The following is a 3,376-nucleotide window of genomic DNA, read 5'->3' as shown; positions in this document are numbered from 1 at the left end:
GACCCGCCGGCGCCCGAAGCGGTCACCCAGCGAGCCACCGAGCAGGATCAGCGACGCCAGGCTCAGCGCGTACCCGTTGACCGTCCACTGCAGACCCGCGGCGTCCGCACCCAGGTCGCGGCCGATCGCGGGCAGCGCGATGTTGACCACGGTCGAGTCGATGAACGCGAGGCTCGACCCGAGCACCGTCGCGAACAGCACCCACCGTCCTCGGGTGGATCCGTATTTCAGCAGGCCATCGGGCATTCCGACATGATCGCAGGCGTCAGCGGAAGTCCGCTACGTGATCGCGTGCCCACTCTGCGAAGCTTCGGGCCGGGTGCCCGGTGATCTCGGCGACGGCCTCGGTCACCGGCTCACCCCGCCCGGCCAGCAGGTCAAGCGATGCGCAGCGAAGGCCGCGCCGCCTCCCGCACCGGCCGGTGCAGCGCGTGCCGGGCGGCCAGCATGGCCGCGTTCGCGGCCGACGACGAGCGGTCCGTCGAGCCGGTGCGGCGCAGCAGCAGGTTGTCCAGCCGGGTGCCCAGCTCGGCCCGGTGGAACGGCTTGGTCAGGTAGTCGTCCGCGCCCGCCTGCATGGCGGCCAGGATGCGGTGGTCGTTGACGTCGGCCGTGACGAACATGATCGGGAGCAGCTCGCCGGCCCGGGTGTCCCGCAACCGGCGGCAGAAGTCGATGCCCGACTCGCCGGGCATGCGCACGTCGAGCAGCAGCGCGTCGATCCCGCCGGCCTCGACCAGCTCCTGCGCCTCCGCGGCGCCCGACGCCTCGAGCACGTCGTGCCCGAAACGGCGCAGCGAAAGACCCATCAGCTCACGGTGGTCGGCGTCATCGTCGGCGACGAGCACTGTTGCCACGGCGTACCTCCCATCATGGTCGTACGTCAGGACTGTTCGGCACCTCCGGGAACGGCACTGAGGGCTTGTGCCGAACGAGAACGCTGAGTCCCCTGTGCCGGCCGAGGTTCGCAGTGGTGGCCCAGAGGGGCATCCGCGGTGCGGCGCCGCACCAGGTGGCGGACCAGCTCGACCGCGCCGGTGATCGTCATCGACAGGCCGACGCCGATCGCGATGCCGAGGATCGGGTTGGCGGTGAAGGCCGCGCCGCCGAGGAAGCCGATCGCCCCGCTGTAGAGCGCCCACGCCATCGCGGCCAGAGCGGTGGCCTTGGTGAACCTGCGCAGGGGGTAGCCGGCCGAGCCGCACGCGAGGGTCACCGCGGTGCGCCCGCCGGGGATGAAGCGACCGGCCACGATCAGCGTGCCGCCGCGCTTGTCGAGCTGACGGGACACCCGGCCGACCGCGGCGCGGAGCCGCTTCGACCGGGCGAGCAGTTTCGGGCCGAGGAAGCTGCGCCCGATCGCGTACGAGAGGTGGTCGCCGACGAACGCGCCGGCCGCCGCCGCGGCCATCACGAGCAGCAGGTTCGGGGTGCCGGTGGAGGCGGCGAGCACACCGGCGGCGATCACCGTTCCCTCCGACGGGATGATCGGGAAGAGGACGTCGCCGGCGGCGAGACCGGCGGTCAGCGGGTAGAACCACGGCGAGGTGAACAGCGGCTCGATCAGGGGAAGGACGTCCATCACGCGGCCACTTTCAGGGGTACGGGCCGGGATTCGGTCAACGCTGCCGGGGCCGGCCGCGCGCTCAGGTCGCGAGCCGTCTCCCAGAGCAGCACCAGGATCAGTCCGAAGAGGACACGTTCGGCGAGGCCGGCGTACGGGACCACGTCGTTGCCGAACAGCACGGCCGGGGCGTGCGCCGCGCCGAAGAGTCCCGCCGCGCCTGCGGTGAGCCACGACACCGTTCTGAGCCGCCGGGTCCGGGCCGCGAGCAGGCCCACGATCGGGGGTACGACCGCCGTCAGCGCGGCGCCGTACCGGTGCGCGACCGCGGCGTTGTCCAGCTCGGTGCCGGGCGGATTCGTCGGGAACACCACGATCGCCACCAGCGCCGCGGCCCACACCCCGAGGAGGGGGACCACGAGCCGGGCCCGCCGCTGCCCTCGCGTCATGGCGGCGAGCGCGCCGGCCACCATGACCAGCGCGGCGCAGGCGGTGCCGAGCATGACCGCGCCCGGCACCGACATGACCGAGTCGCTGAGCATCTGGTGGATCGGGTCGATCCCGCCGCCGGCCAGATGGGTGGCCAGCCCGGCGAGCACCGCGATCGCGATGCCCGCCCGGGCCAGGCTGCGCCCCGTCATGCCGCTACCAGGAGTGGTTGGGACCGCATCGCGTAGAGCTGCTCGAAGGCCGCCACGGTCGAGGCCACGTCGTGCCGCTCGGCGAGCGCTCTGCTGCGTACCCCCATGATCTTCGCCTTGACGGGGTTGGACAGGACGGTGCTCAGCTGGTCGGCGAGGGTCTCCGCGTCGCCCGGCGGGAAGAGGTAGCCGTTGTGCTCGTGGTGCACGAGGTGCGGGAGCGCGGAGGCGTGCGCGCCCAGAACGGGCAGGCCCGACGCCATCGCCTCGAGCGTGACCAGGCTCTGCAGCTCGGCAGTGCCGGCGTTGACGAAGACATCGGCCGCCGCGTAGGCGCCGGGCAGGTCGGCGTCGTCCACGAAGCCGGTGAACACCAGCGCGTCGGTCATCCCCAGCTGACCCGCGAGGGCCGTCAGCCTGCGCCGCTGGTCCCCGGTCCCGACCAGCACCAGCTGAGCGTCCGCCACCCGCTGCCGCACCCCGGGCAACGCCCGCACGAGCACGTCCAGGTTCTTCTCCTTGTCGAGCCGGCCGACGTAGGCGATCGTGGGCCGCCGGGGCACCCGGTACTTGAGGCGGAACGCGCTCGCGCCGCCGTCGCCGCGGAACCGGCTCAGGTCCATGCCGCAAGAGATCGGCAGCACCGGTCCGGGCACGCCGTTGCGCTCGGCCAGGGCGGCCGCGTACGGCGTCGGCGCGGTCACCACGTCGGCCCGCGAGAGCACCCGGGCCGCGTCCGCCCACGCCATCGCGTTGACCCGGGCCCGCATCCGGTCGCCGATCGGCAGGTAGTGCGACAGGTTCTCGGGCATGAAGTGGTTGGTCGCCACGACCGGGATGCCGAGCCGGTGCGCGGCCTCGATCAGCGCCCGGCACAGGAAGAAGTGACTCTGCACGTGCACCACGTCGGGCCGGACGAACTCGAGGATGCCCTGGGCGGCGGCCACCAGCCCGACCGGCGCGCAGAACCGGAACCCCTTGCGGCGCAGCACCGGCAGCGATCGGACCCGGTGCTCGACGACGCCGTCACGGAAGACCGTCCGGCTCTCCGCGGACGTGGCCGGGCACACGACGTGCACTTCATGGGAGTCTTTCAAAAACCATCAATCCACAAAAATACCACGCGAATGACACTCAAAATACAAGACTACAATTAAAAAATACTTTACAA

5 protein-coding genes are annotated in these 3,376 nt (G+C 71.7%); all 5 read right to left on the bottom strand.

Going from position 1 to position 3,376, the window contains the following annotated elements:
• A partial coding sequence (locus tag AB0M20_RS33565) for an MFS transporter (RefSeq protein ID WP_364304359.1) occupies positions 1-246 on the bottom strand: 246 nt, incomplete at its 3' end.
• A gap of 131 nt (positions 247-377) precedes the next feature.
• Complete coding sequence (locus tag AB0M20_RS33560) at positions 378-857, bottom strand: response regulator (protein WP_364304358.1); 480 nt, start codon at positions 855-857, stop codon at positions 378-380.
• A gap of 26 nt (positions 858-883) precedes the next feature.
• A complete protein-coding gene (locus AB0M20_RS33555; protein WP_364304356.1) occupies positions 884-1,582 on the bottom strand; it encodes a VTT domain-containing protein in 699 nt (232 codons plus the stop codon).
• Positions 1,582-2,205 carry a DUF998 domain-containing protein gene (locus tag AB0M20_RS33550; protein WP_364304355.1) on the bottom strand — a complete coding sequence of 208 codons (624 nt, stop codon included), beginning with the start codon at positions 2,203-2,205 and terminating at the stop codon, positions 1,582-1,584. Before AB0M20_RS33550 ends, AB0M20_RS33555 begins: the two co-directional genes overlap by 1 nt.
• On the bottom strand, positions 2,202-3,302 hold the full coding sequence (locus AB0M20_RS33545) for a glycosyltransferase (protein WP_364304354.1): 1,101 nt from the start codon (positions 3,300-3,302) through the stop codon (positions 2,202-2,204). The genes AB0M20_RS33550 and AB0M20_RS33545 overlap by 4 nt, the downstream gene beginning before the upstream one ends.
• Positions 3,303-3,376 lie beyond the last annotated feature (74 nt).

Source organism: Actinoplanes sp. NPDC051633 (assembly GCF_040681735.1).
Classification (GTDB): Bacteria; Actinomycetota; Actinomycetes; order Mycobacteriales; family Micromonosporaceae; genus Actinoplanes.
The sequence above is the reverse complement of the archived record's forward strand: the minus strand, read 5'-3'. Positions and strand labels throughout refer to the sequence as shown.